The organism is Phytopseudomonas straminea (genome assembly GCF_900112645.1).
Taxonomy (GTDB): Bacteria; Pseudomonadota; Gammaproteobacteria; order Pseudomonadales; family Pseudomonadaceae; genus Aquipseudomonas; species Aquipseudomonas straminea.
Window position 1 is genome coordinate 90,091 of sequence record NZ_FOMO01000002.1, and the last position, 24,465, is coordinate 114,555.

Annotated in this window: 21 protein-coding genes; 3 read left to right on the plus strand and 18 right to left on the minus strand. The window is 65.4% G+C overall.

The window, feature by feature from the left end:
- The first annotated feature begins 24 nt into the window (after positions 1-24).
- Entirely contained in the window at positions 25-1,158 is a 1,134-nt protein-coding gene (locus tag BM279_RS04595; protein ID WP_093501418.1) for an aminotransferase class V-fold PLP-dependent enzyme, read from the plus strand.
- A gap of 231 nt (positions 1,159-1,389) precedes the next feature.
- On the opposite strand, the gene BM279_RS04600 is transcribed toward BM279_RS04595, so the two are convergent.
- The 13 genes from BM279_RS04600 to BM279_RS04660 all read right to left on the minus strand — a co-directional run bounded on the left by BM279_RS04600 (position 1,390) and on the right by BM279_RS04660 (position 11,586).
- Positions 1,390-2,181: a TatD family hydrolase gene (locus BM279_RS04600; protein WP_093501420.1), complete on the minus strand. Its 792-nt coding sequence runs from the start codon at positions 2,179-2,181 to the stop codon at positions 1,390-1,392.
- Between the two features lie 86 nt (positions 2,182-2,267).
- Positions 2,268-2,624, minus strand: coding sequence for a PilZ domain-containing protein (locus BM279_RS04605; RefSeq protein ID WP_013791815.1), 357 nt, complete (start codon positions 2,622-2,624; stop codon positions 2,268-2,270).
- 34 nt (positions 2,625-2,658) lie between these two features.
- Positions 2,659-3,645 (minus strand): DNA polymerase III subunit delta', encoded by a 987-nt coding sequence (locus BM279_RS04610; protein WP_093501423.1) that lies wholly within the window; start codon positions 3,643-3,645, stop codon positions 2,659-2,661.
- Positions 3,638-4,270 carry a dTMP kinase gene (tmk, locus tag BM279_RS04615; protein WP_093501425.1) on the minus strand — a complete coding sequence of 211 codons (633 nt, stop codon included), beginning with the start codon at positions 4,268-4,270 and terminating at the stop codon, positions 3,638-3,640. The genes BM279_RS04610 and tmk overlap by 8 nt, the downstream gene beginning before the upstream one ends.
- On the minus strand, positions 4,267-5,331 hold the full coding sequence (gene mltG / locus BM279_RS04620; protein ID WP_093501427.1) for an endolytic transglycosylase MltG: 1,065 nt from the start codon (positions 5,329-5,331) through the stop codon (positions 4,267-4,269). The genes tmk and mltG overlap by 4 nt, the downstream gene beginning before the upstream one ends.
- Before the next feature lie 3 nt (positions 5,332-5,334).
- Complete coding sequence (gene pabC, locus BM279_RS04625) at positions 5,335-6,147, minus strand: aminodeoxychorismate lyase (protein WP_093501430.1); 813 nt, start codon at positions 6,145-6,147, stop codon at positions 5,335-5,337.
- Positions 6,147-7,391 (minus strand): beta-ketoacyl-ACP synthase II, encoded by a 1,245-nt coding sequence (gene fabF / locus BM279_RS04630; RefSeq protein ID WP_093501433.1) that lies wholly within the window; start codon positions 7,389-7,391, stop codon positions 6,147-6,149. Before fabF ends, pabC begins: the two co-directional genes overlap by 1 nt.
- A 214-nt stretch (positions 7,392-7,605) precedes the next feature.
- A complete protein-coding gene (acpP, locus tag BM279_RS04635; RefSeq protein ID WP_003245177.1) occupies positions 7,606-7,842 on the minus strand; it encodes an acyl carrier protein in 237 nt (78 codons plus the stop codon).
- A 192-nt stretch (positions 7,843-8,034) separates the two neighbouring features.
- Entirely contained in the window at positions 8,035-8,778 is a 744-nt protein-coding gene (fabG, locus tag BM279_RS04640) for a 3-oxoacyl-ACP reductase FabG (RefSeq protein ID WP_093501435.1), read from the minus strand.
- Between the two features lie 15 nt (positions 8,779-8,793).
- Entirely contained in the window at positions 8,794-9,744 is a 951-nt protein-coding gene (fabD, locus tag BM279_RS04645; RefSeq protein WP_093501437.1) for an ACP S-malonyltransferase, read from the minus strand.
- A 99-nt stretch (positions 9,745-9,843) separates the two neighbouring features.
- Positions 9,844-10,860: a phosphate acyltransferase PlsX gene (gene plsX / locus BM279_RS04650; RefSeq protein ID WP_093501439.1), complete on the minus strand. Its 1,017-nt coding sequence runs from the start codon at positions 10,858-10,860 to the stop codon at positions 9,844-9,846.
- A gap of 3 nt (positions 10,861-10,863) precedes the next feature.
- Positions 10,864-11,046, minus strand: a complete 183-nt coding sequence (rpmF, locus tag BM279_RS04655) for a 50S ribosomal protein L32 (RefSeq protein ID WP_013791824.1) — start codon at positions 11,044-11,046, stop codon at positions 10,864-10,866.
- Between the two features lie 12 nt (positions 11,047-11,058).
- A complete protein-coding gene (locus BM279_RS04660) occupies positions 11,059-11,586 on the minus strand; it encodes a YceD family protein (protein WP_013791825.1) in 528 nt (175 codons plus the stop codon).
- 111 nt (positions 11,587-11,697) lie between these two features.
- Between BM279_RS04660 and BM279_RS04665 the strand changes: the two genes are divergently transcribed.
- Positions 11,698-12,276, plus strand: a complete 579-nt coding sequence (locus BM279_RS04665; protein WP_093501441.1) for a Maf family protein — start codon at positions 11,698-11,700, stop codon at positions 12,274-12,276.
- Between the two features lie 145 nt (positions 12,277-12,421).
- Here the strand turns inward: BM279_RS04665 and recD are convergent, their stop codons facing one another.
- From recD to BM279_RS04685, 4 genes are all read right to left on the minus strand, one after another.
- The gene (gene recD / locus BM279_RS04670) at positions 12,422-14,461 is read right to left on the minus strand and encodes an exodeoxyribonuclease V subunit alpha (RefSeq protein WP_093501443.1); all 2,040 of its coding nucleotides are present in this window, start codon (positions 14,459-14,461) and stop codon (positions 12,422-12,424) included.
- A complete protein-coding gene (recB, locus tag BM279_RS04675; protein WP_093501445.1) occupies positions 14,458-18,123 on the minus strand; it encodes an exodeoxyribonuclease V subunit beta in 3,666 nt (1,221 codons plus the stop codon). Before recB ends, recD begins: the two co-directional genes overlap by 4 nt.
- A complete protein-coding gene (recC, locus tag BM279_RS04680) occupies positions 18,120-21,572 on the minus strand; it encodes an exodeoxyribonuclease V subunit gamma (protein ID WP_093501447.1) in 3,453 nt (1,150 codons plus the stop codon). The genes recB and recC overlap by 4 nt, the downstream gene beginning before the upstream one ends.
- A gap of 93 nt (positions 21,573-21,665) precedes the next feature.
- Positions 21,666-22,139: a winged helix-turn-helix transcriptional regulator gene (locus tag BM279_RS04685; protein WP_093501449.1), complete on the minus strand. Its 474-nt coding sequence runs from the start codon at positions 22,137-22,139 to the stop codon at positions 21,666-21,668.
- Positions 22,140-22,369: 230 nt separating this feature from the next.
- Here BM279_RS04685 and BM279_RS04690 point away from each other — a divergent pair, with 230 nt between their 5' ends.
- Positions 22,370-23,575, plus strand: a complete 1,206-nt coding sequence (locus BM279_RS04690; protein ID WP_093501451.1) for an MFS transporter — start codon at positions 22,370-22,372, stop codon at positions 23,573-23,575.
- A 12-nt stretch (positions 23,576-23,587) separates the two neighbouring features.
- Here BM279_RS04690 and BM279_RS04695 read toward each other — a convergent pair whose 3' ends face one another.
- Positions 23,588-24,364 carry a hypothetical protein gene (locus tag BM279_RS04695; RefSeq protein WP_093501453.1) on the minus strand — a complete coding sequence of 259 codons (777 nt, stop codon included), beginning with the start codon at positions 24,362-24,364 and terminating at the stop codon, positions 23,588-23,590.
- Between the last annotated feature and the right edge of the window lie 101 nt (positions 24,365-24,465).

A 24,465-nucleotide genomic window follows, 5' to 3' on the forward strand; every position in this document is an offset into this window, starting at 1 on the left:
GCCAAATTGCACGGATCATGCGACATGAATGCCATCATTGACGAGTTTCCCCAGCCGGCCGATCTCTACTACCTGAACCACGCCGCCGTCGCCCCCTGGCCGGCACGCAGCGCACGGGCTGTGGAGCGCTTCGCCCGGGAGAATATCGCCACTGGCGCCCGCGACTACGCGCAATGGCTGGTCACCGAGCGCACCCTGCGCGAACGCCTGGCGCGCCTGCTAAATGCGGCCTCACGCGCCGATATCGCGCTGGTGAAGAACACCTCTGAAGCTCTTTCCTTTGTGGCCTTCGGCTTGGATTGGCGCGAAGGCGACCAGGTGATCATCAGCACAGAGGAGTTCCCCTCCAACCGTATCGTCTGGGAGGCGCTGCGCCCGCGTGGTGTGGAAGTGGTGCAGGTCGATCTACAGGGTGGCGATGCCGAAGGCGCCCTGCTCGCCGCCTGCACACCGCGCACCCGCCTGATGGCGATCAGCGCCGTGCAATACGCCAGCGGCCTGCGCCTGGCCCTCGAACGCCTAGGCCTGGGCTGCGAGCAACGCGGCGTACTGCTGTGCGTCGATGCCATTCAACAACTCGGCGCCCTGGCCATGGATGTGCAGCGCAGCCGCTGCGCCTTCGCCATGGCTGACGGCCACAAGTGGATGCTCGGCCCGGAAGGCCTGGGCGTGTTCTATTGCCGCCAGGATCTGCGAGAACGCTTGGCGCTGCACGAATACGGCTGGCACATGCTGGAAAACGCCGGCGACTACGACCGCGATGAGTGGGCACCCGCGCGCAGCGCCCGCCGCTTCGAATGCGGCAGCCCTAACATGCTCGGCGCCATGGCCCTGGAGGCCAGCCTGTCGCTGCTCGAGGAAGTGGGCATGCCCCAGGTCGAACGCGCATTGCACGAGCGGGTGCAATGGTTGCTCGATGGCCTCGAGGGGATGCCAGGTGTGCGCCTGCTTAGCGCCCAGGAACGCGACCGGCGTGCCGGCATCGTCACCTTCACGGCAGACGGCTGGGACAATCGCCAACTGCACGAACGCTTCAAGGCTGAACAGATCATCTGCGCCCAGCGCGGCGGTGGTATCCGCCTGTCACCGCATTTCTACACCGAGGCACGGGTGATCGAGCACAGCCTGCAGCGCGTGCGGGCAATACTCAGCGAATAGGCACTCAGAGGCGGCGGAAGTATTCCAAATCCGTTTAAAGCCGGCGTGGACGATGGCTGCGGATGACCAATACTCAATCGTACCGGTGCGGCATATTCCCCCAAGTGTCGCAGCGGCCGAAGTGCCGAGGACCGCGCACTTCGTTTGACTCCTAATGGTCTTGACCCGGATTCCGTCCCGAAGCCGGGTTTTTTTATGCCTCGCCATTCCTGGCGACCACCCGGCGGCGCGTCAGGCGTCAGCGGCGACTCGGGCGAGGGGAAACAGACGTCGGAAGTTGTCGCCAGTCTGCTGCGCCAGGGTTTCGTAGCTGACGCCGCGCAACGTCGCCAAATACTCGGCGACATCGCGCACGTACTCTGGCAGGTTCGGCTTGCCACGGTGCGGCACGGGCGCGAGATAGGGTGAATCGGTTTCTACCAGCAGCCGGTCGGCTGGTACCTGACGGGCGACTTCGCGCAGTGCCTCGGCATTGCGGAACGTAACGATGCCGGACAGCGAAATGTAGAAGCCGATATCCAGCGCTGCCCTGGCCATCTCCCAATCTTCGGTGAAGCAGTGCAACACGCCGCCCTGGGGCAGCGCGGCTTCGCGCAGCAACTTCAGGGTATCGGCGCGGGCTTCACGGGTATGCACGATGACCGGCTTGCCGGTGATCTGCGCGGCCCGCAGGTGCAGGCGAAACGCCTCCTGCTGCAGCTCGGCCGCTTCGGGCTCGTAGTGATAATCCAGGCCGGTCTCGCCGATGGCCACCACGCCAGGATGGTCCAACTCGGCGAGCAGCCAGTCCAGCGCCGGCGCACTGCCGGGCTCGAGGTCCAGCGGGTGGATGCCGACGGAGCAGTCGACATCGGCGTAGCGACCCGCCAACTCGCGCACGGCAGCAGCGTTGTCGGCGCTCACTCCGATGCACAGGAAGTGGCCGACGCCACGGGCGCGGGCAGCAGCCAGCGCGTCGTCCAGGGAACCGCCATGGACGGCCAGGTCGAGACGGTCGAGGTGGCAGTGGGAATCGATGAGCATAAATCAGAACCTTGAGCGGCAGGCGGGATGCGGCACGTCACCCGGCAGACCAAATGGCCTGTCAGCCATGCGCATAGGGGCCGCTGTTACATCGTATGGGTGGGGCGATCGGACTTGAGGGCGCCAGCCAGGTAGGTCTCGATCTTGTTGCGGGCGGTATTGTCGCCTTCGTTGAACTGCACGCCTACGCCAGCCGCGCGGTTGCCCTGGGCGCCTTTCGGGGTGATCCACACCACCTTGCCGGCCACCGGGATCTTCTCCGGCTCGTCCATCAGGTTGAGCAGCATGAACACTTCATCACCGAGCTTGTAGCTCTTGTTGGTGGGAATGAACAGGCCGCCATTCTTGATGAAGGGCATGTAGGCGGCATACAGCACAGACTTGTCCTTGATGGTCAGGGACAGGATGCCGTTACGGGGTCCCAGATTAGGTGGCAAGTTCATGCGTGATTCCTGAAGTCATGACGTGAGCCCGATTCTAGCCCGGTCCAGGCAGGCTTGCCCACTGCACCAGCAAGGCTTCGAGAAGCAGCACACGGTTGAGGTTGGCTTTGCCCAGCACTTTCTGGCGCTGCTGCAGCAACCATTCCTGGATGGCCAACACTTTGGCCTGGGAAGCTTTCTGCGCCAGGTACTGAACCACCTTGGCCATATCCGCGGGGCCAAGGCCCTGTTCGTCCTGGGTGAGCTGATAGCGCAGGGTAAGGTGTGCCCAGTCGCAGAACCAATCGAACAACAGCGTCAGCGGCACGTCCTTCCAGCCTTCGGCCAGTTGGCTGGCGGATACCTGCTGCTTGTGCAGCTTCTTCACGCCGTCGACCACCAGTGCGCGCTGCTCGCGCACGCCCTGCTCCTGCAGCCTGGCAGCCGCCAGCGGCGAGCCCGCCGCCAGGTACAGCAGTTCGCGGATTTCCTGCTCGCTGCAAGCGGGCAGGGTTTCGCTCAACCATTGTAGGCTCATCGCTTCGCTGGGCAGCGGGCAAGCCTGCTGCACACAACGGCTCTTGATGGTCGGCAGCAGGCGGCTCGGCTGGTGGCTGATCAGCAGCAGCACAGTATCGCCCGAGGGCTCCTCCAGGCTTTTCAGCAGCGCGTTGGCCGCGTTGAGGTTCATCGCTTCGGTGGGTTCGAGCAGCACCACCTTGCGCCCGCCGAGCTGCGCGGTCTGCACCACGAAGTTGACCAGCGCACGTACCTGGTCGACCTTGATCGGCTTGTCGGCCTCTTCCGGCTCCAGCACGTAGTTGTCCGGATGACTGCCGGCAGCCAGCAGATGGCACGACTTGCACTGCTCGCACGGCTGCAGGTCCACCGGCGACTTGCACAGCAGCAAGGCCATCAGGCGCTCGGCCAGCGCACGTTTACCAATACCGGCCGGGCCATGCAGCAGATAGGCGTGGGCATGCTGCGTGCGGCCAGCCAATTGCTGCCAGAGCTCGGTCTGCCAGGGGTACACGTCAGCCACGCTGCAGCTCCATCAGTTGCGGCAGCAACGCATCCAGGTCACGCTGAACTGCCTCCAAAGACTGCGACGCATCGAGAATGCGATAACGTGCAGGCGCCGCCTTGGCACGCTGCAGGTAGGTGGCACGCACCGCTTCGAAGAAGCTGCGGCCCTCCTGCTCGAAACGGTCCAGGCGACCACGGGCGGCGGCGCGCGACAGACCTACTTCAACCGGCAGGTCGAACACCACGGTCAGGTCCGGGCGCAGCGCGCCCTGCACGAATTCTTCCAACTGAGCGATGCGCGCGACATCCAGGCCGCGGCCGCCGCCCTGGTAGGCATAGGTGGCATCGGTGAAGCGATCGCAAAGCACCACCGCGCCGCGTTCGAGGGCTGGAACGATGACCTGGGCCAGGTGCTGGGCACGTGCGGCGAACACCAACAGCAGCTCGGTATCGCTGGCCATGGGCTCGTCACTGGGCGCCAGCAGCAGCTCACGCACCCGCTCGGCCAGCGGTGTGCCGCCGGGCTCGCGGGTCAGCAGCACGTCGATCCCCTGCTCGCGCAAACGCGCCGCCAGGTACTCCCGATTAGTGCTCTTGCCGGCGCCCTCGGGGCCTTCCAGGGTGATAAACAAGCCGCTCACTGGGTGTCCTTTTCGCTGGTCTGGGGTATGGGCGCCGGGCTGGACCGATAGTCCGCACGGCGCTTCAACTGGTACTCGCGCACGGCGCGGTTGTGCTCGTCGAGGGTTTCCGAGAACACATGACTGCCGTCGCCGCGCGCCACGAAATACAGAGTCTTGCCATCGACCGGATGCAAGGCTGCATGAATCGCCTCACGACCGACCAGGGCGATCGGCGTCGGCGGCATGCCGTCGATGGTGTAGGTGTTGTAAGGCGTGGGTTCGCGCAGGTGAGCACGGGTGATGCGCCCTTGATAGCGCTCGCCGAGGCCGAAGATCACCGTCGGATCCGTCTGCAGGCGCATACCGGTAGCCAGGCGCCGTACGAACACACCGGCGATCTCGCCACGCTCTTCGGGCACGCCGGTTTCCTTCTCGATCATCGAGGCCATGATCAGCGCCTCGTAGGGATCCTTGTAGGGCAGCGCGTCGGCGCGCTTCTCCCACTCTTCGTCGAGCACCACCTGCAGACGCTTGTGGGCCTGCTTGAGCAGATCCAGGTCGCTCATGCCGCGCACGTAGCGGTAGGTATCGGGGAAGAAGCGCCCTTCGGGGTTTTCGCCGGGCTGACCGAGCTTGGCCATGATCTCGGCGTCGCTCAGATCGCTCAGGGTCAGTTCCAGTTTGTCCTGGCGCGCCAGGGCAGCGCGCACCTGGCGGAAGGTCCAGCCTTCGACCAGCGTCAGGCTGTACTGCACCACTTCACCGCGGCGCCACAGGTCGAGCATGTCGCGTACCCGCAGGTCGGGGGTCAGCCGGTACTCGCCGCTGTGCAGCGGCTGGCCCTGCAGGTTGAAGCGCCAGTACAGGCGCAGCCAGAAGGCGCCATCGATCACGCCGTCGGCCTCCAGGCGATTCAGCACGCCGCCGGGCGTGGCGCCGGCCGGCACTTCGATCAGGCGCGCCTCGCTGAGGGTCAGCGGCTGTTCGAGCGCGCGATGCTGCTGCCATGCGACCAGACCGAGGGTAAGGCCGGCCAGCACCACGACGATTTCGAGCATCAACAGTAATTTGCGAATCACGAATCAGCGGTCCAGTAGATGACGGGCAAGGGCCTGCAGTTTACGGGTGAGCGGGCCCACCGGCCAGTGACTGGCCTGCAGCCGACGCACCGGCCATACGCCATACAGGCTGTTGCAGAGAAAGACTTCATCGGCGCCCAGCAGTTCGTCCAGTTCGATATCTCGAACCTGACACTCGATACCCAGCGCCTGTGCCTGCTCGAGCAGCTCGGCGCGCATCACCCCGGCCACACCGCAACGCTGCAGGCCTGGGGTGACCAGCACGCAGCCTGCGACCAGAAACAGGTTGCTGAACACCCCTTCGATCACTCGACCGGACACATCGCGCATCAATCCTTCGGCATGCTCGGCATCTTGCCACTCGGCACGGGCCAGCACTTGCTCGAGGCGATTGAGGTGCTTGAGGCCGGCGAGCAGCGGCTGCTCTGCCAGTCGCATCGAACAGGGATACAGGCAGATTCCCTGATCGGCGTGTTGGGCGGGATACACCGGCATGGCGGCGGATTGGAGGATATGTCGTGGCGTACCGGTCGACGGCGCATAGCCGCGCAGGCCATCACCACGGGTGACGATCAGTTTGGCGACGCCCTGCCCCAGCTCGGCACAGAAGGCCGTTACTTCGCGGCGCAGTCGCTCGGCATCCAGAACGATATGCAGGCGTGTGCAACCAGCCGTGACCCGCGCCAGATGCCGCTCCAGCAGCACCGGCCGGCCGCCGCGCACCGCCATGGTCTCGAACAGGCCGTCACCGTAGGCCAGGCCGCGGTCAGCCAGGGGCAGCGACGCCGCTGGCTGACCGTCGACCCAGTGCAGCATCAGTCGGCGTACCGACGAAATACCAGCGAACCGTTGGTGCCACCAAACCCGAAGGAGTTGGACAGCACCACGTCCATCGGCATCTTGCGCGCTTCATGGGGCACGAAGTCCAGGTCGCAGCCTTCGTCCGGCTGGTCCAGGTTGATGGTCGGCGGCGCGATCTGGTCGCGCAGCGCCAGCACGCTGAAGATCGCCTCCACCGCACCGGCGGCGCCCAGCAGGTGGCCGGTCATGGACTTGGTCGAACTGACCGCCAGCTTGTGCGCGTGCTCGCCGAACACGGTCTTGATCGCCGCCACTTCCGCCTTGTCGCCGGCCGAGGTGGAGGTGCCGTGGGCGTTGATGTACTGCACCGCGGAGGGTTCGATACTGGCATCGCGAAGGGCGTTGGCCATGCAGCGCGCCGCGCCAGCGCCATCTTCGGGTGGCGAGGTCATGTGGAAAGCATCGCCGCTCATGCCGAACCCGATCAGCTCAGCGTAGATGGTCGCGCCGCGGGCCTTGGCATGCTCGAGCTCTTCGAGCACCAGAGCGCCAGCGCCGTCGGACAGTACGAAGCCGTCACGATCCTTGTCCCACGGACGGCTTGCCTTGGTGGGCTCGTCGTTGCGGGTGGACATCGCCCGCGCTGCGCCGAAGCCACCCAGGCCAAGACCGCAGGCGGCCATCTCGGCGCCACCGGCGATCATCACATCCGCCTCGCCGTAGGCGATGTTGCGCGCGGCCATACCGATGCAGTGGGTGCCGGTGGTGCACGCCGTGGAGATGGCGTAGTTGGGGCCCTGCAGACCCAGATGGATCGACAGGAAACCGGAAATCATGTTGATGATCGAGCCAGGCACGAAGAACGGCGAAATACGTCGCGGGCCCTGCTCATGCAGCGATTTGCAGTTGTTCTCGATGTTGGTCAGGCCGCCGATGCCGGAACCCATGGCCACACCGATACGGTCACGGTTGGCGTCCGTAACTTCCAGGCCGGAATCGCGGGCGGCCTGGAAGCAGGCGGCCAGGCCGTACTGGATGAACAGGTCGAGCTTGCGCGCCTCTTTGGGCGACAGATAGGGCTCGACATCGAAATTCTTCACCGAGCCGCCGATGCGGGTCGAGAAAGCGGAAAGATCCATGTGTTCGATCAGGCCGATACCACTGCGGCCGGCCAGAATGCCCTGCCAGCTGCTCGGCACATCGTTACCCAGCGGCGACAGCATGCCCATACCGGTAACCACGACGCGTCTACGCGACACAGCAATCTCCTCTTATCAGGTTTTTCGACGCCACGATGCACCTGGCAAACCGTTGCCCAGGCGTTGATCATCCGGCGATTGGCTCAAGGTAGCCGGTACCCGAGCGAAAAGACGCCCAAAGGGCGCTCTTGAAACTTTTACAGCGAACCGTCAAAGAAAAGCCGCACGCCTTTGCAGACGTGCGGCTTTTCCGATTCGGGAAGCGACGAACTGCTTACTGAGCGTGAGCAGTAACGTAGTCGATGGCTTCCTGAACAGTGGTGATCTTCTCGGCTTGTTCGTCCGGGATCTCGGTCTCGAATTCTTCCTCGAGAGCCATCACCAGCTCAACGGTGTCAAGCGAGTCGGCACCCAGGTCTTCAACGAAGGAAGCGCTGTTGGTTACTTCTTCTTCCTTCACGCCCAGTTGCTCGGCAACGATTTTCTTGACGCGTTCTTCGATGGTGCTCACGTGTTATCACTCCTATTGGACAAATCCAGCCAGCTGGTTGTGCCGGCAAGTGTATAGAAAGGGTTTTCAGCTTTTCAAGCTGAAAGCCAGCGGCGCCCACGGAAATACGCCAACGATTCGGTGCGCAAACTTACAGCTTTATCACCAAGTTTGCATCGAATCGCAGACGTTCGCCGACGGCGCCCCTCGGATTCAGCTCATGTACATCCCGCCGTTCACAGGGATAGTAGCCCCTGTGACGTAAGCTGCACCATCGGAAGCGAGGAAAGAAACCACGTTGGCGATCTCTTGCGCTTGCCCCAGACGGCCCAGCGGAATCTGTGTCAGCAGCGCTTCACGTTGCGCTTCAGGCAATTCACGGGTCATGTCGGTATCGATGAAACCCGGTGCCACGGCGTTGACCGTGATCGAGCGCGAGCCCACTTCACGGGCCAGCGCACGGCCAAAACCTTCGAGGCCGGCCTTGGCGGCTGCATAGTTCACCTGCCCGGCGTTGCCCATGGCACCCACCACCGAACCGATGTTGATGATACGCCCGAAACGGGCCTTGGTCATGCCGCGCAGCACGGCCTTCGACAGGCGATACAGGCTGTTGAGGTTGGTATCGATCACGTCGTACCACTCTTCGTCCTTCATGCGCAGCATCAGGTTGTCACGGGTGATGCCGGCGTTGTTGACCAGCACCAGCACCTGACCGAAGTCCTTCTGGATCTTCTCCAGGGTCGCAGCGACGGACTCGTCGTTGCTGACATTGAGCATCAGGCCGGTGCCTTCGATGCCGTTTTCCTTGAGGGTTGCCGCAATGCGCTCGGCACCCGCCTCGGACGTTGCGGTACCGATGACCACGGCACCCTGACGACCCAATTCCAGGGCGATGGCCTGGCCAATACCACGGCTGGCACCAGTGACCAGTGCAACCTTACCTTGCAGACTCATAGCATTCTCCCTTGTTCAGGACTGTACGGCGGCCAGTGCGGCGCGCGCAGCGGCAAAGCTTTCGGGGGTGTCGAGGTTGTGCGTATTGACGCCCTTGACACAACGCTTGTTCAGGCCCGACAGCACTTTGCCCGGACCACATTCGACCAGATCGGTAACGCCCTGCTCGCCCAGACGAACGATGGACTCGACCCAACGCACCGGGCTGTACAGCTGAGCCAGCAGGTCGCGTTTGAGGGTATCCAGGTCGGCTACCACGGCAGCGCTGGCGTTCTGCACCAGCGGGATCTGCGGCGGCTGCCAGGCGATGGCGCTGACCGCCTCGGCAAAACGCTCGGCGGCTGGGCGCATCAGCTCGCAGTGCGACGGCACGCTGACCGGCAGCGGCAGTGCACGCTTGGCCCCACGGGCCTTGCAGGCCTCGACGGCGCGAGCAACGGCAGCAGCGGAGCCGGCGATGACCACCTGCCCAGGCGCGTTGTAGTTCACCGCGCTGACCACATCTCCCTGGGCCGCTTCGGCGCAGGCCGCCTGCACGTCGGCATCTTCCAGACCAATGATCGCCGCCATGCCGCCATGCCCGGCCGGTACGGCCTGCTGCATCAGTTGGCCACGCAGCTCGACCAGCTTGACCGCTTCGGCAAAGCCGACGGCGCCGGAGGCGACCAGCGCGCTGTATTCACCCAGACTGTGCCCGGCGACGAATGCCGGACGCGCGCCACCTTCGGCCAGCCACAGGCGCCACAGGGCGATGGAGGCGGCGAGGATCGCGGGCTGAGTCTTGTCGGTCTGGTTGAGCTGCTCTTCCGGGCCCTGCTGGGTCAGTGCCCACAGGTCATAACCCAGGGCGCTCGAAGCTTCGCCGAAGGTATCGAGGATCAGCGCGTGCTCTGCGCCGTGTCTGGCCAACATGGTCAGCGCTTGCGAGCCCTGACCGGGAAAGACGAATGCGAGGGATGCAGACATGGAACGGTTCCCTTAGTGATCTTCTCGTCGAAAAATTTACGCTCGCCTCGGGCAAGCGTTGAAAAACTGACACCTTGGATGGCTGAGCATCCCGAGCGGTCACATATTACGGATCAAGTGCTCGATTCGACCACCCAGTCGCGCCGGTAAATTCTCCTGCACATCGGTCATGGCCCGGCGAATGGCGCTCTTTATACCATCCGGCCCGGCACTACCGTGGCTCTTCACCACGACGCCCTGCAAGCCCAGAAAACTCGCGCCGTTATGACGCGCCGGCGCCAGCTCGCCACGTAAGCGGCGCAGCAGCGGCAAGGCCAGAAGCCCGGCGACCCGGCCCAGCAAGCTGCCGCGAAACAGCGCCTCAAGCCGCGCCACAATCATGGTCACCAGCCCTTCGCTGGACTTGAGCAACGCATTGCCGACGAAACCATCACACACCAGCACGTCAGCCTCGCCGCCATACAGGCCATCGCCTTCGACGAAGCCTACATAGTTGAGGCCGTCGACACCTTCGAGCAGCGCCGCAGCCTGCTTGACCTGCTGATTGCCCTTGGTCTCTTCACTGCCCACGTTCAGCAAGCCGACGCGCGGCGCCCTGGCGCCCTGCACCTCGGCCGCCACCGCGCCCATGATCGCGAACTGGCACAACTGCTCAGCCGTGCAGTCGACGTTGGCCCCCAGATCCAGCAACAGGCACACGCCCTTGCGATTGGGAATGGCAGCGATCATCGCCGGCCGGTCGATGCCCGGCAGGGTTTTCAACACGTACCGCGACAGCGCCATCAACGCACCGGTATTGCCAGCGCTCACGCAGGCATGGGCCCGCCCGTCACGCACCGCCTCCAGCGCCAAGCGCATGGAAGACTCCGGTTTGCCGCGCAGGGCCTGACTGGGGCGCTCGCCCATCTCGATGCTTTCGGCCGCATGCTCGACGCGCAGGCGCGCGCGATCCACACCGGGAATACCAGCGAGCAGTTCTTCGATCAGAGGAGCTTGGCCAACAAGGACCAGGTGCAGCGAGGGGAATTCGGCCAGACAGGCGACGCTGGCTGGAACAATGCAGTGGGGACCGAAGTCCCCACCCATTGCATCAATCGCGATGATCGGAGCGGACAAGATTTACTCGTCAGCGCCCTTGTCGATCACTTTGCGACCACGGTAAACGCCTTCCGGCGATACGTGGTGGCGCAGGTGAACTTCACCAGTGCTCTTCTCAACGGACAGAGCGTTAGCCTCGAGGGCGTCGTGCGAACGACGCATGTCACGGGCGGAACGGGATTTTTTGTTCTGCTGAACAGCCATACTAGTTAACTCCTAAACGTTTGGGTCACGCTTTAACTGTGCCAATACACTGAACGGGTTGGACCGCGTCACCTCGTCCTCGCTCGGTTCGGGCTCATCGAGGCCCGCCGGCTGCTGGCAATCTTTCGGGTCATGCATTGGCACGATGGGCAAGGCGAGCAACAGCTCATCCTCGATCAAGGCCAACAGATCCAGAGGATCCTCACCCATTTCCAGTACGTCATAGCCTTGCGGCACGGACTGGGTATTCGCGCCTTCCTTCACCACAGCGTAATCACACTCGCTGAGGATCGGTAAGGTGACCTGATCCAGACACCGCTGGCAAACCATCTTGACTTCGACCTCAAGCTGGCTGTGGATGACCACAGCGTGGCGCTCGTCACGCTCGAAGCTCAGCTTCGCGCGCACGTTGCCGCCATTATCGGCGAGAGGATCGCAGAGCCTCGACAAATCAGCTAACGGCAATTCACCCTGAAGGGTGGCGCCGCGGTCAGCGAGTTTGCGTGGATCAACGTGAGGTGGAATCGGGCCATTTGACATAGGCGCCGCATTCTATGGATGCAACCGTGCGCTGTCAAAGGAAATTCCGCCTGTCCAGGCCCTTTGCCGACGACTAGAATCGGCGCTCCGTTTCGCACGAGGTCGATGCCCATGTTGCCCCTGGTTCTCGCTTCCAGCTCCCCCTATCGCCGCGAGCTGCTGAGCCGCCTGCGCCAGCCCTTCGAATGGGCCGCGCCAAGTATCGACGAGTCGCGCCGGGATGGCGAGCCCGCCGAAGAGCTGGTGCGCCGCCTGGCCCGGGAAAAGGCCGCGGCATTGGCCGGGCGATTCCCCTGTCACCTGATCATCGGCTCCGACCAGGTGGCCGTGCTCGACGGCCAGGTGCTCGGCAAGCCCCACGGCTTCGAGCGCGCCCATGCCCAGCTCAGCGCCGCCAGCGGCAAGAGCGTGACCTTTCTCACCGGCCTGGCGTTGCTGGACAGCCAGAGTGGTACCTGCCAGGTCGACTGCATTCCTTATACGGTGCATTTCCGCACCCTGGATGCCGAGCAGATCACCCGCTATCTGAATGCCGAAGAGCCTTACGACTGCGCCGGCAGCTTCAAGGCCGAAGGTCTGGGCATCAGCCTGTTTCGCCGAACCGAAGGCAGCGACGTCAACAGCCTGATCGGCCTGCCGCTGATTCGTCTGGTGGAAATGCTCGATGAGGTTGGGGTGAAGGTGCCCTGAATTGATAGCTGCTGGTTGATGGGCTGCCGCCCATCCTACGACCTGACTCATCTATTTAGTTGTGGGAGCGGGCCATGCCCGCGAATCGGGCGCATGGCGCCCTCCCACATTTGATAAATCCGCAGGATGGATCGGAGCCAACCCATCAATCAATATATGCATCCCCAACCAACCGCTCCCACAGCCCACTGCGCCTTTCGACTCGCCGCCCGATAGCCGCTTCGAAAATACCGGCACGGCTCTCGATCAGGCTGAAGCAATCCCGGGCGCGGGTGATGCCGGTGTACACCAGCTCCTTGGTCAGCACCGGGTTGAGGGTATCCGGCAGCACCAGGGCGCAATGGGCGAATTCAGAGCCCTGGGATTTGTGCACGGTCATGGCGAACACGGTTTCCACCGCGCCCAGGCGGCTGGGCAGGATCGAGCGCAGCTCGCCCGAACCATCGTTGCGTGGGAACACCACGCGCAGCGCTGAGCGCAATGGGCCACCCGCCTCCAGCGCCGGCTCGGGCAAACGCAGGGCGATGCCGATGTCGCCGTTCATCAGGCCCAGGCCATAATCGTTACGGGTGACCAGCACCGGCCGCCCTTCGTACCAGCCATGCTCCTGCTCGATCAGGCCACGCTGCAGCAACGCACGGGCGATACGCCCGTTGAGCGCCTCGACGCCCCAGGGCCCCTTACGCACCGCACAGAGCAACTGGAAGCGATCGAAGGCCGCCAGCACCGCGGCAGTCCAGCCGCTCCAGCGCTCGTCGCCGTCGGTCAAGCCTGGGCGCTGCTCATGCAGCACGTTCAAGTAATCCGCATAGCCCACTGCCCGCCCCTCACCGCCGGGCAAGCCATCGAGCAGCAGGCGTTCGAAGGCACGATCCTGCTCGCCGGCAAGGCGCAACTGGTGCAGGTCCGCCCCGCCACCTGCCAGCACCTCACGGGCCTCCAGGGCTGCACCGCGATTCACCGCCAGGGCCAGGCGGCCGATACCCGAGCCCCCGGCAAAGCGCCGGGAATGGCGGAGCATCACGATGTGCTGCGACAACGCCTGCTCGCCCGGCTGCAGCCCTGCTCCCTCGATACGTTCGCCGGTCTGCTGCGCCAACCAGGCGCGGGTGGCCTCGCTGTAGCTGCCGGCTTCAGCGTCGCGGCACAGATCACCAAGTACCGCCCCCGCCTCCACCGAGGCCAGCTGATCCTTGTCGCCGAGCAGGATCAACCGCGCATGCATCGGCAGCGCGTCGAGCAGGTTGGCCATCATTTCCAGGTCGATCATCGAGGCTTCGTCGACCACCAGCACATCCAGCGGCAGCGGGTTGGCCGCATGGTGACGGAAATGACGGCTGTCCGGACGACTGCCCAGCAGGCGGTGCAGCGTGGTGACGGTATTGGGAATCTGCTCGCGCACCTGCTCGCTGACCGGCAGGGTCGCCACCTGGGCGCCGATGGACTCGGTCAGCCGCGCCGCCGCCTTGCCGGTAGGCGCGGCCAGGTTCAGGCGCAGCGGCGCACCGCGATCCAGCGCGGCGGCCTGCAGCAGCGCCAGAAGGCGCACCACGGTGGTGGTCTTGCCGGTACCAGGGCCGCCGGTGATCAGCGTGAAGCGCCCCCGCGCCGCCAGGGCGCAGGCCAGTTTCTGCCAGTCGGTGAGGCGCTGGCCATCGAGCTGCAATGGCTCGGGGAACAACACGGCCAGGCGCTGAGCGAGACCGGCCGGCGCATCGCCCGCCGCCTGCAGGCGCTCGCCAATATCCTCGGCGACGCTGCGCTCGTAATCCCAGTAGCGGCGCAAGTATAGGCAGGTGCCGCGCAGCACCAGCGGCGCGACTTCATCTTCGGCATCACGCAGCAAGGCGCTGCCGGCACAGGCTGCCAGCCAGGTGCTCGCACTCAGGCCGGCCAGCACCTCGGAGGGCAGCAGGCTGACGCCCTCGGCGTCCTCGCCTTCCGGTGGCAGCGACAGCGCCGAATCCGGATCGGCCAGGGTGGTCTGCAGGTCGAGGCACACATGGCCCTGGCCCAGTTGATGACTGGCCAGCGAAGCAGCGAGCAGCAGCAACGGCGGTGCCTGGGGGTCCAGCTCGGCGAAGAAATGCGCCAGGGTTCGGTCCAGTTCGCGCAACCAGCCGCGCTCGCTCCAGGCGGCCAGCAGCTCGAACAGCGTGTCGCGGTTTTCCAGCATCGGCGTCATGCCGGTTCCTCCGCCGGCTCGCCGAGAAACAGCGCGTCCAGCCTTTCGATCAGCGCCCGCTGCGGGCGCGCCAGGTATTGGCCCGCAGCCGGCGCACGCAGGAACAGGTACAGCGCGCCGCCCATATGGGTGTCGTAGTCATAGTCGGTCAGGCGCAGCCGCAGGTGGCGATGCAGGGCCAGCACGTACAGCACGTACTGCAGATCGTAGCGGTGGCTGGCCACGGCAATGTTCATGGCCTCGGCCGTATAAGCCTGTTCGTCGGCGCCCAGCCAGTTGGACTTGTAGTCGACCACGTAGTAACGCCCCTCATGCTCGAACACCAGGTCGATAAAGCCTTTGAACATGCCGTTCAAGGTGTCCGGGCTGAGCACAGGTCGCGCCACGGTCGGCATCTCGAAATGGCGCACCAGCGCATCCAGGCGCAGCACGTCGACCCGGCAGGCCTCGAACCAGAACTCCAGCTCAGCCTGATATTCGCTCAACTGCGCCAGGCTCACCGCGCTTCCATTGCCGAGCGACAGGGGCTGCACCAGCAGGCCTTGCAGCCACAGCCACAGCGGCTCGATCCAGGTTTCCAGGCCGCGCCGCTGGCAACGCCTCGCCAGGTGCTCACGCAGCACCTCCGGCGCCCCCGCCATGGCCGCGAAGCCTTCGGCGGCAGCGATTTCCAGCAGGCCATGGAGAAAGGTGCCGGGGTTGGGCCCGCGGGGAAAGCGATGCAGCCCCTGGGCGGAGACAGGAATCTGCTCCAGCGCCAGGGCCGGGTCTTCGTCGTCACTGGCGATCTGCACCGCCGAACTGTCCGGCGAGACGTCGTCGTGGCGATCCACTGGGTGGCGATCCACCGGGTTGCGATCCACTACGGCAGCTTCGCCCTCCTCCATACGCAAGGCGCTGTAGGAAGCGATCCACCAGTGTTCGGCGGCGCGCCGTGCTGGCGTGCGCCAATGGGGCTCGAAAGCATCTGCATCCTGGGCGCGATAGGCCTGGTCGCTGGCCTCGGGCGCAGGCAACGCCACGCAGCGCGGTGGATCGGCCAGCGGGCTGAGCCAGTCGATCAGTTGCGCGCTCTGCGCCAGGGGCTGGCCAGCGCCGAGCAGGTAACCCAGGGCGCTCTGGTGCAGGCGCGAGGTCTTGGCGGTGCCGATCTTCAGGTCGGCGATACCCAGCCAGCAGGCATGCCGCGCCCGGGTCAGCGCCACGTAGAGCAGGCGCAGGTCTTCGCCGAGACGCTCGCGCTCGGCCTTCTCCAGGCTCTCCTCATCAGGTTTGAGCAGCAGGCGGCGGCGTTCGCCGTCGTGCACCTGCACCGGCTTCTTGTCGTCCAGCGGGCGGAACGAACAGATGAAGGGCAGGAACACCAATGGGTATTCCAGGCCCTTGGATTTGTGGATGGTCACCACGCGCACCAGGGCATCGTCGCTTTCCAGGCGCAGCACCTGCTCCTCGGCTGCCTGCCCGCGCCCGGCCAGGCAGTCGCCCAGATGACGGATCAGCGCCAGCTCACCGTCCAGCTCGGCGGCGGCCAGCTGCAGCAATTCGGCCAGGTGCAGCAGATTGGTCAGAATGCGCTCGCCGTCCGGGCGGCTCATCAGCCGTTGCGGCAGGCCGAAATCCTGCAGCAACTGGCGCAGCATCGGCAGCACGCCCTGGCGCTGCCAGCGCTGGCGGTAACCACGGAACTGCATGACCCGCGCCTCCCAGAAGCGCTCGTCGAGGTTCAGTTGCTCCAGTTCGGTAAGGCTCAGGCCAAGGGTCGAGCTGGCCAGCGCCGCACGCAGGGGGCGATCCTGATCGGGCTCGGCGCAGGCACGCAGCCACAGCAGCAGATCGTGGGCCTCGACCGTGGCGTACACCGAATCCTTGTCGGACAGGTACACGCTGCGCACCCCGCGGGCCGCCAGCTGGCCGCGAATCGCCTGGGCTTCCTTGAAATCGCGCACCAGCACGGCGATATCGCTGGGGCGCAGGGCCGTCAGTTCGTCGCCGGTGAGAAAACCGGCGCGCTGCTGCTGCCCGAGCACCAGCAGGCGGACGATTTCGCTCGCCGCGCTGGCGGCCAGAGCGTCCAGATAACGCCCCTTGGCGACTGCTTCCTCGCTGGGCAGGTGCCAGAGGTTGAGCGCCGGCTGCGCCTGGCCCTCCACCGTCCAGACTTCCTTGCGGCCCTGAGCGCCGACTGCGATGAACGGCAGGTCGTCACGCAGCAGAAAGGCGCCCTGCCCGCCTTCACGGGTCTCGGCCCGTTCGAACAAGCCGTTGACCACCGCGACCATGGCCTCGCTGGAGCGGAAGTTGGTGTCCAGGTTGTAGTGCCGCCCGGCCGTGGCCCGGCGGGCGCGCAAGTAGGTGTGAATGTCCGCACCGCGGAACGAGTAGATGGCCTGCTTGGGGTCGCCGATCATAAACAGGCCGCAGTCGTCGCGGTTGGCCTCGAGCTGATACAGGGTGTCGAAGATGCGGTACTGCAGCGGGTCGGTGTCCTGGAATTCGTCGATCAGCGCCACCGGGAACTGCTGGCGAATCACCTCGGCCAGACGGGGGCCGCTGTCGCCCTGCAGGGCGTCGTCCAGGCGGGTGAGCATGTCGTCAAAGCCCATCTCGGCGCGTTGGCGCTTCTCGCGGTCGAAGCGCTGGCGAATCCACGCGGCGGCGTGGCGCAGTGCAGCCTCGCCCGGTGCCGGCAAGGCGTCGAGCTCGCCCTTGAGCGTGGCCATGGCCTCCAGCGCAGGATGCACAGGCGGCGCACCGACCTTCCAGGCCTCGGCCAGGCCCTCCGGGGTCAGGCGGGTGAAGCCGGTGCCGATATCCAGCAACTCGTCGTCGCTATCGGCCCAGGCGCGCAGCTTGTCGAGCCAGGGTTTGTAATAGCGCGCCTGCAGCTTGCGGGCATCGACCTGTTTCTCCGCCGCGGCCTGCTCGAGCAGGCCCTGCAAGGCATCGGCCCAGGTGCTCCAGGGTTCCTTGAGGGCATGCAGTGCGCGCTGGCGGTCACGCAGGGTGCCGTCGAGCAGATCGCCCAACGCCAGAGCAGCGCCGTCGTCCTGTTCGCCCAGCAGCGGGCGGATGCGCTGACCCAGCGTGTCCGGCGCGTCCCAGTTCTCCGCTACCCAGTCCAGGGCCAGGCCCTGCAGCGGGTAGCAGTGCTGACGCCAGTAGTCGCGCACCACTTCGGCGAGCAGCTCGCTGTGGTCGGTTTCCAGGGTTTGACTGAACAGGCTGCCGCTGTCGAAGGCGTGCTCGCGCAACATGCGCTGGCACCAGCCGTGGATGGTCGATACCGCCGCCTCGTCCATCCACTGCGCCGCCAGCTCGAGGCGCCGTGCGCACTCTGGCCATTCGGCCGAAGCGAAGTCGGCCTTGAGGGTGGCCAGCAGCGCGTCACCTTCGCCATCACCGCGAAACACCGTGGCCGCTTCCACCAGACGCGCGCGGATGCGATCACGCAGTTCGCGAGTGGCGGCATCGGTAAAGGTCACCACGAGGATCTGCGGCGGCAGCAGCGGCTCGCGAAAGGCGGCGTCGCCGCCATGCTGCAGGATCAGGCGCAGATAGAGCGCCGAGATGGTATAGGTCTTGCCGGTACCGGCGCTGGCCTCGATCAGGCGGCTGCCGTGCAACGGAAAGCTGAGCGCCAAGGGGCGTGCTGGCTGGCTCATGGCTGATCATCCTGAAGTTCGCTGATCGCCGCCTCGAATAGCGACTGGTAGAGCACGGCGCCCCACTGGGCGAACTGGCCGTCGCGCAGCAAGGCGTCGAAATCCGGATACTGGCGGGCCAGGCTGGCGCTCTGCTGCACTTCGCCGGTGGTGGTGTGGCCGTCACCTTCGTAGACCTTGCGGGCAGCGTCCGCGGCCTTGTCTTCATCCTCGCTCTTGGCGAGCTGGGCGAACCAGGCCGCAACCGTTCTGATCGCCACTGGCAGCGGCGCCTGCATGCCAGCGGCGTAGCCGTCCAGCCACTGACGCAGCAGGTGTTCGGCATCAGCCTGGCTCAGCGGATCGAAGGCCAGACGCACGTCTTCGGCGACCAGCAGCGTGGTCAGCGGATGGCCACAGGCAGCGGCCGCCACATGGCTCACCCAGGGCCTGAGCAGGCGGTGCCACTTGTAGGAACGATCCTTGCGCTTCAGCCCGCCAGGCTGCAGCTCCAGCCGTGCCAGAGCAGCGCCGGACGCGTACAGATCGCCGAGCCAATCCTCAAGTGCGAGATCACCATGGGCGAAGCTCAGGCGCAGCGGCGATGGCAAGCGCTCGGGCCAGCGCGCCAACAGCGCGGCATAGCCCTTCAACTGTGCCGGCAGTGGTTCGAGCAATTGCGCGCGCAAACGCTCACCGAAGCCGGCCACCGGCAGCAGGCCACTGCGCTGGATACGCCGCGCGGCCCGCTCGAGTGCCACATCGACAGGCTGGTCTTCCTGCAGGGCCAGCGCGGCAGCCTGCAGCAGCGCCTGCTGGATCTGGTGGCGCTGCAGGCCATCGAGGGCAAAGGGCTCGGCATCCAGCTCGGCCTGTTCGGCTTCGTCCAGGTGCACCTTGAGGCGCGCGGTGAAGAACTGCTTCACCGGGTCACGCAGGAAGCGCTGCAGGGTTTCCAGATTCAGCGCGTCGTCCACCACATAAGCGCCCAACGGCTGCTCGCCGGTCTGGGCCAGCGGCGCGCGGTGGGAAGCAGCCCATTCGTGCACATAACTGAACAGCGGCCCATCACCGGAGAAGTAACGGCGGCTGAAGGGCTGCAGCGGGTGCTCGATGGTCAGGGCATGCAGCAGGTCGCCGCCGCCCGCCAGGCGCCAGGCGCTGGCCAGGTGATCACGCAGTTGGCCGATCAGCACCGACGGCGGTCGCTCGGTATTGTCGCGGATGCTGCGCCCGACCCAGCTGATATACAGGTGCTCGCGCACCGCCAGCAGCGCTTCGAGCAGCAGGTAGCGGTCGTCCTCGCGGCGCGAGCGGTCGCCGGGGCGGTAGTCGCCGCCCATCAGGTCGAAGTCCAGCGGCGCCTGACTGCGCGGGTAGTCACCATCGTTCATGCCCAGCAGGCAAAGATGACGGAACGGAATGGCGCGCATCGGCATCAGCGTGCAGACGTTCACCGCGCCTGCCAGAAAACGCTGGCTGAGCCCGCCCTGATCCAGCCCACCGAGCCAGGCTTCACGGACCACGGCCAGCGGCAGGGCTTCCTCCAGGCTGGCCGCGTCGCACAGCTCCAGCCAACTCTCCAAAGCATCCTGGGCCTGGTTGCGTAGTACTTCGTCGCGTTCGTCCTGGGGCAGGAAGAAGTCGTCCAGCAGTGCCCGCAGGCGCTCGCCCCAGGTCACCGGCAGCAGGGTTTCGGCGAGGCTGTCGCCATGCAGCTCCAGTGCATCCAGCAGCCGGGTCAGCGGGCCGATCAGCGCAGCATCCAGGCCACCGATTTCGTCGAAAGGCTCGATGCCAGCCCGTGCGCCGGCGCCACCCACGGCGTAGCCGAGCAGCATGCGGCGCAAGCCGAAACGCCAGCTGTTCTGCTCAAGCCCGGCGCCCAGGCCGAGGCCTTCGCGCTGTTCGGCATCCAGCCCCCAGCGCACACCGGCGCCTTCCAGCCAGCGGCGCAGCAGCGGCAGTTGGTCATCAGCGATGGCGAAGCGCGCGCGCACGGCGGCCACATCGAGCAGATCGAGAATCTCGCTGACGCTGAAGCGGCTGTCCGGCAGGCGCAGCAAGTGCTCCAGGGCGATCACCAGCGGCTCCTTGCCGCGCAGGCCCTGGTCGGCCAGGGTGAAGGGAATGAAGCGCGGATCGTCGCTGCCGAATTGGCCGAATACCGCGCGGATGTGCGCGGCATAGGTGTTGACGTCCGGCACCATGACGATGATGTCGCGCGGGCGCAGGGTCGGGTCTGCGCTGAACGCCGCCAGTAGCTGATCGTGCAGCACCTCCACTTCGCGCTGGGCGCTGTGGGCGACATGAAAACGCAGCGAGTGATCCTTCTCCGGATCGACCGCCGGCCAGCGGGTGCGACTTTCATCGACCGGGCGCAGGTCGAGAATGTCGTTGTGCAGTTGGCCCAGCAGTGTGTCCTCGCTCATCGCGCTGAACAGGTCAATGCGCTCGAACTGCTCGCGGTAGCGCTGCGGTTCGTCGTACTGGTCGAGCAGGTTGATGTAGTCGCGGCCCTGCTTGCCCCAAGAGGCAAGCAGCGGCTGACCATGCTGATGCAGCTCCTCGACCTCGAACAGCCCAAGCTGGCCGACCTGCCCCGACTGGCCGCCGGCCTTGCGTTTCTGCCGACGGTATTCGTGGCGCAGCAGGTCCTTGTCTTCGACGATATCGCCCCAGTGGTGCTGGGACGGGTTGTGCACGTAGAGCATCACCTGGCTGAAACGCGCCATGGCCGCCAGCGCCTCGAGCATCTGCGCCGGCAGCGAGGAAATGCCGAACACCGTGACCCGCCGCGGCAGGCCGCGGGGCGGCGCATCCAGCTCGGCCAGCCTGGCGACGAAGCGCGGATGCACCCCGGCGCGGCTCTGGGACAGATGCTCCTCACCGACATCGGCCAGCAGCGTGCGCCACAGCAGCGGCTGCCACAGCGCGGTGTCATCGAGGCGCTTCACGCCGCCGCGGGCGTTGCGCAATTGATCGTGCCCACCGGCCCAGTCCGCCAGCCAGTCGGCGCGGTACACCTGGTACTGGTCGAACAGGTCGGCCAGGCGCTCGGCCAACTGGTGACGCTTGCGCAGGTCGGCGTCGTCGGCCAGGAAGCGGCGCAGTGGCGCGAAACAGGGCTCGTCGAGCAGGCTCGGCAACAGGCGCATCAGACGCCAGGTCAGCGGCGCCTTGTCCAGCGGCGACTGCTGGGGAATCGCCTCGCTACCCAGCACCGTGCGGTAGGCCTGCCACAGAAAGCGCGCCGGCAGGCTCACATCGGTGGCCGCTGCGATGCCGCAGCCGTCCTGCTCGGCCAGCGCCAGCTTGAGCCACTGGGCGATGCCGTTGCTCTGCACCAGCAGCACCTCGTTCTCCAGCGGGCGCAGGGGGTACCGACGCATCCACTCCACCGCCAGGGCGCGCAGCTCCTCGAGGCGGTTGCCATGGATGACGATCAGACCGGGGTTAAGCGCCGACATGCAGAATTCCTGAACGCAGAATCAGACGGCGAATGATGACAGAGCATGGCGACGAGGTGTGTCGCGAATACTCGCTCTCCTTGCCAGTCCTCCTCATTGTTTGCTTGGCGATGCGGCGGATGCGGGCAGCTTGATCACGCAGGTATCCGCGGCAGCCAGTGGCTCGCCGTCACCCCGGGTCGGCAACAGCCTGGCAACCGGCTTGCCAGAGCTGCGCTCGACCAGCGTGGAGTGGGCCTCGCCCTTCGCGAACAGCTGCTCCTCGCCCCACTGCCGCATGGCCACCAGCAGCGGAAACAGCGACTCGCCCCGCGGGGTCAGCACATAGTCCTGGTAGGCGGAACCGTCCGATGCCGGTACGGTTTCGAGAATACCGGCCTGCTCCAGCGTCCGCAGGCGATCGGCGAGGATGTTGCGCGCAATCCCCAGGCTGGCCTGGAAAGCGCCGAAGCGCCGTACGCCATCGAAGGCATCGCGGATGATCAGCAGGCACCAGCGGTCGCCCACCAGATCGACGGCGCGCGCCACCGGGCACGGTGAGTCATCGAGGCGTTTGCGTTTTGCCATGTGCATCTGTCCTTCAAACTTGCCGGCAGAAAGTTCGGCAATCGTCTGGTTGCACTTTAAAACGTCTTTGCAACGGATTGAAGCGCGCTCATGCCCTGTCGCCCATTTGCATTGAGAAACGGTGCGGATGAACACCACCAGCCAGCCCACATCCAGCACCTAGTTGCAAAATAAAACCTTAAGACCTAGCCTGACATGGTTTCAAAATAAAACCAGATAGGAACTCTCGTATGTCACTGCCTACAGCCGCGCCCGCCGCTTCTACTGCGAGCCTGCCGCGCGCCCTGGTCATGCTGCTCGCCTGCGCGGCCGGTCTCAGCGTTGCCAACGTGTACTACGCGCAGCCATTGCTCGATGCACTGGCCCGCGATTTCGCAATCAGCCAGGCCGCCGTGGGAGGTGTCATCACCGCAACGCAGATCGGCTGCGCAATTGCGCTGCTGCTCCTGGTGCCGCTCGGCGACCGAGTGGAAAGACGCCGTCTGATGCTGGCGCAACTGGCCGCACTCATTGCAGCGCTTCTGTGGGTCGCGGCGGCGCCAACGCCCGCCCTGCTTCTGGCCGGCATGCTCGCAGTCGGGCTGGTCGGTACGGCCATGACCCAGGGGCTGATCGCCTACGCCGCAGCGGCCACCAGCGATAGCGAGCGCGGCCGGGTGGTCGGCACGACACAGGGTGGTGTGCTCGTCGGCCTGCTACTCGCTCGGGTCATGGCCGGCGGGGTTGCCGACCTGGCAGGCTGGCGCAGCGTTTACCTGACTTCGGCAGCAGTGATGGGCGGCCTGGCACTGGCCCTCTGGCGATACCTGCCGGCTCAGCCGCTTTCATCTGAGGCACCTCGTTACGGGCAACTGCTTCTATCGTTACTGACCCTCCTCGCCCGTCAGCGCACGCTGCAGGTACGCGGCGTGCTGGCACTGCTGATGTTCGCCGTGTTCAACGTGTTCTGGACGGCCATCGTGCTGCTCTTGAGCGCACCGCCGCACAATCTTTCGCAAACCGCCATCGGCGCACTGGGGCTGGTCGGCCTGCTCGGCGCGCTGGCGGCGGCGCGGGCCGGACACTGGGCGGACAAAGGCCTGGGCCAGCGCACCACCGGCTATGCCCTGCTCCTGTTGCTGGCCTCATGGCTGCCGCTGTGGTTCGCGCCGGCATCGTTCGGCGCGCTGCTGCTGGGCATCCTGCTGCTGGATATGGCCGGCCAGGCCATTCACGTCACCAACCAGAGCCTGATTTTCGCCACACAGCCGGCAGCTCACTCACGGCTGGTCAGCGGCTACATGCTCTTCTATGCGGTGGGCAGCGGCTTGGGTGCGATCAGCTCTACTTCGGTGTATGCCGTGTTTGGCTGGAACGGGGTCTGCGTGCTGGGTGCAACGCTGAGCCTGGCCGGCCTCTGGTTCTGGCAGAAGACGCTACGCCTGGCAGCGGCCTGACGACGCGTACAGCTAGCCGACATCCTTGCGCGTGGTGCGCTCGTTGCTGATCCGCGCGCGGCGGAAATTCCAGCCCAGAAGCAGCCGCGAGGCCAGGTTGTCGCGGCTGTGGGGTTCGCCATAGTGCAAAAGCACCGTGGAGCGCAGCGCCTTCGGGTCGCAGGGCTCGTTGGCGTGCAGCGAGCGGTAGCCCCAGAAGAAATAGGCGTTGCCGGGCACGATCTTGATGGTGATCGGTTTCAGCCAGCCGCGCTTGACCGCGAAGGTGACCAGCTTCTGGGTCAGAGTGTTCTGCATCAGGGCCTTCTCCAGAATGTTGAAGTACAGATTGGAGCGGATGTTGCGCAGGTTGGGGAAGAAGATGAAGTCGCCGCAGCAACGGCCCTCGGTGGGCGTGACCAGCGGGATCAACGCCGTCAGCGCCGCGGCGTCGTAGTGAAAGTAGTAGGACTCGCGCTTGCCAGTCAGCCCCTGCAGGCAGCGCAGCGCCGGAAAGATATCCGGCGAGCGCGGCGGCTGGCCGATGCCGCCCTGATAGATCCGCCGGAACAGATCCTTGACCTGGGGCGAGACGCTCATCTGCTCGAAGATGCTGCCCTTCACGGCGTCCAGCCCCTGCAGCGCGAAGTACTCGTGCTCGTGGCGCGCCACTTCGTGGTAGACGTGGGCGCGTGCGACCTGCAGCTGCTCGTCAGTGAGAAATCCTTCGATAACGGCATACCCCTGTCGCTCCATGTCGTGGAGCAAGCGCGGTACCACCTGCGGGTCGGCTTTGGCGAAGTCGGGCATCGGGCGGCGTCCTCAGAGCCTGTTCAAAGTCTCGCGAGCTAGAGCAATGCAAGGCGAAAACAGGCGAGGACGCGGAGTTTACGAGCTGTAAATGAGCAGTC

Bases quoted from the DNA above. Each gene is read 5' to 3' on its own strand.
- BM279_RS04595 (WP_093501418.1), top strand. From the start codon at position 25: ATGAATGCCATCATTGACGAGTTTCCCCAGCCGGCCGATCTCTACTAC.
- BM279_RS04600 (WP_093501420.1), bottom strand. From the start codon at position 2,181: ATGCTCATCGATTCCCACTGCCACCTCGACCGTCTCGACCTGGCCGTC.
- BM279_RS04605 (WP_013791815.1), bottom strand. From the start codon at position 2,624: ATGAACTTGCCACCTAATCTGGGACCCCGTAACGGCATCCTGTCCCTG.
- pabC (WP_093501430.1), bottom strand. From the start codon at position 6,147: ATGCTGCACTGGGTCGACGGTCAGCCAGCGGCGTCGCTGCCCCTGGCT.
- fabG (WP_093501435.1), bottom strand. From the start codon at position 8,778: ATGAGTCTGCAAGGTAAGGTTGCACTGGTCACTGGTGCCAGCCGTGGT.
- fabD (WP_093501437.1), bottom strand. From the start codon at position 9,744: ATGTCTGCATCCCTCGCATTCGTCTTTCCCGGTCAGGGCTCGCAAGCG.
- rpmF (WP_013791824.1), bottom strand. From the start codon at position 11,046: ATGGCTGTTCAGCAGAACAAAAAATCCCGTTCCGCCCGTGACATGCGT.
- BM279_RS04660 (WP_013791825.1), bottom strand. From the start codon at position 11,586: ATGTCAAATGGCCCGATTCCACCTCACGTTGATCCACGCAAACTCGCT.
- BM279_RS04665 (WP_093501441.1), top strand. From the start codon at position 11,698: ATGTTGCCCCTGGTTCTCGCTTCCAGCTCCCCCTATCGCCGCGAGCTG.
- recD (WP_093501443.1), bottom strand. From the start codon at position 14,461: ATGACGCCGATGCTGGAAAACCGCGACACGCTGTTCGAGCTGCTGGCC.
- recB (WP_093501445.1), bottom strand. From the start codon at position 18,123: ATGAGCCAGCCAGCACGCCCCTTGGCGCTCAGCTTTCCGTTGCACGGC.
- recC (WP_093501447.1), bottom strand. From the start codon at position 21,572: ATGTCGGCGCTTAACCCCGGTCTGATCGTCATCCATGGCAACCGCCTC.
- BM279_RS04685 (WP_093501449.1), bottom strand. From the start codon at position 22,139: ATGGCAAAACGCAAACGCCTCGATGACTCACCGTGCCCGGTGGCGCGC.
- BM279_RS04690 (WP_093501451.1), top strand. From the start codon at position 22,370: ATGTCACTGCCTACAGCCGCGCCCGCCGCTTCTACTGCGAGCCTGCCG.
- BM279_RS04695 (WP_093501453.1), bottom strand. From the start codon at position 24,364: ATGCCCGACTTCGCCAAAGCCGACCCGCAGGTGGTACCGCGCTTGCTC.